The sequence below is a fragment of the Streptomyces sp. NRRL F-5122 genome (assembly GCF_001507435.1).
In the GTDB taxonomy this organism is placed as follows: Bacteria; Actinomycetota; Actinomycetes; order Streptomycetales; family Streptomycetaceae; genus Streptomyces; species Streptomyces lannensis.
The window spans coordinates 1-1,577 of the sequence record NZ_LMWH01000066.1 but is presented as its reverse complement, the minus strand read 5'-3'; the positions used below and the strand labels follow the sequence as shown (position 1 = coordinate 1,577).

Here is a 1,577-nt window from a genome sequence, read left to right as displayed (position 1 = left end):
CCCCCCCCCCCCCCCCCCCCGCCACTCGTTCGAGGGAGGTCGAGAAGACCCGACATGAACATCACGGTCATCCGACGAGGGCGGGTCGGAGGCGACGCCTCGGCCGCGGACGTCGTCGACGTACCCGGTCACCTCATCGGTGAGGCGCTGCGCGGTGTCACCGGGCTGAACGGCCAGGTGACCATCGACACGACCAACCCCTCCACCGAACGCGACGGTGCAGTCCCGTCGCTCGCCCATCAGGTCAAGTCCGTCATCGGCGGTCCGACGGCGAAGGCGTTCAACACGGTCTTCGCATCCGCCTACGAGCTGATCGGCGAACAGCGCCTGACGCCGAGCAACCTGTACGCGGCTGAACCGGACGCGAAGGACGTCACCGCCCGGCTCATCGGCGACGCCGGCTAGGACCCCCTGTATGTGGGCGACCTCGATCCGGGAGCGCGGCTGCTGGAGGACAGTTCCGGTCTCACACGCGCCCTGGCCGGCCAGACGGCCCGTTCTTCTACCGCTACGGGCGCCCCGGCGAGCTGTAGGCTCACAACGGCACCTCTGAGGGTCCTCAAGTCGCTTGGCGTGCGCAGAACATGGCCGTCAGGCTGATCCTCATGACGGGAATCACGGGACTGAGCAAGCAGAACACCTTCGTGCTGGCCATCCGGGACACGGACGTGGTCGCGGCGGCCCTACGCCAGGCACTGGCGGAGGCCTCGCCGGAGGAACGCCCGGGCCTGGAACGCGCCGCCGCGCTCGTGGACTCCACCGCCTCCGCCACCGAGAGCGTGCTGCGCGCCCGTTGGGTCCGCTCCCGGCTGGCCGCCGTCGGCTTCACCGGGGACATCGCCTCCGTCGCCGCGGTGAAGGCACTGCGGCAGGCGGTGCCGAACGCCGCCGCCGTACCACTGGTGCCTCCGGTGAACGTTCCGTAGACGAAGGTGGCCCTCGCGCTGTAGGCCCATGTCCCGGTCACGGTGGGCCCTGGCGCGGCCGGTTCAGGATTCCCAGTGCCGGTAGGCCTCCACCCAGGCCCATCCCTCAGGCGTGGGGTCGGGTGGCGGCAGGTCCAGGACGCCGATCGCCTGAGTGTGCCGGCCGTGTCTGCACAGGGCGGTGATGCCGCTGCCGGGCCGGTCCTGGGTGGCTGTGACGGTCACGGTGACGCCGAGCACGACGGTGGAGAACGGCAGGGCCAGGCAATCCTCGATGACCGTCTGGAAGGCGGCGCATTGTTCGTCCTCGCCGTAGGCGTCGACGATCGCCTCCGCGACCAGGGCGTCGAGTTCGGTGCTGGACAGCCTGATCACCGCTTTTTCCCTTGCGTGCGCAGGAGTTCGGCGAGGCGGTTGCCGACCGTGGTGACGCTGGGCAGGGGCTCGTGGGCGAAGTGTTTCGCCTTGCGGCGGCGCAGCAGTTCCTCTCCGTCCCGTTCCCAGGCGAACGCGGGCTTGCGCAGCAGGGCACGGAAGACGGCATCGGCGTTGTCGGGATGCCGCTGGACCAGACGGCGGATGACCATGGGAGCGACGGATTCGTCGTTCAGGTACTCCCGAAGCCGGCTCAGGTGGGTGCGGTCGCGGGTC

At 69.9% G+C, this 1,577-nt stretch carries 3 protein-coding genes and 1 pseudogene; 2 read left to right on the top strand and 2 right to left on the bottom strand.

Annotation, left to right across the window (positions count from 1 at the left end):
• The first annotated feature begins 54 nt into the window (after positions 1–54).
• A complete protein-coding gene (locus ADL25_RS09885; RefSeq protein ID WP_234380796.1) occupies positions 55–405 on the top strand; it encodes a hypothetical protein in 351 nt (116 codons plus the stop codon).
• A gap of 200 nt (positions 406–605) precedes the next feature.
• Positions 606–926 (top strand): hypothetical protein, encoded by a 321-nt coding sequence (locus ADL25_RS09880; protein ID WP_059127289.1) that lies wholly within the window; start codon positions 606–608, stop codon positions 924–926.
• Positions 927–989: 63 nt separating this feature from the next.
• On the opposite strand, the gene ADL25_RS09875 is transcribed toward ADL25_RS09880, so the two are convergent.
• Positions 990–1,301, bottom strand: coding sequence for a hypothetical protein (locus ADL25_RS09875; protein WP_059127288.1), 312 nt, complete (start codon positions 1,299–1,301; stop codon positions 990–992).
• Positions 1,298–1,577, bottom strand: a pseudogene (locus ADL25_RS09870) (hypothetical protein); the annotation flags it as partial. The gene ADL25_RS09875 and the pseudogene ADL25_RS09870, both read right to left, overlap by 4 nt.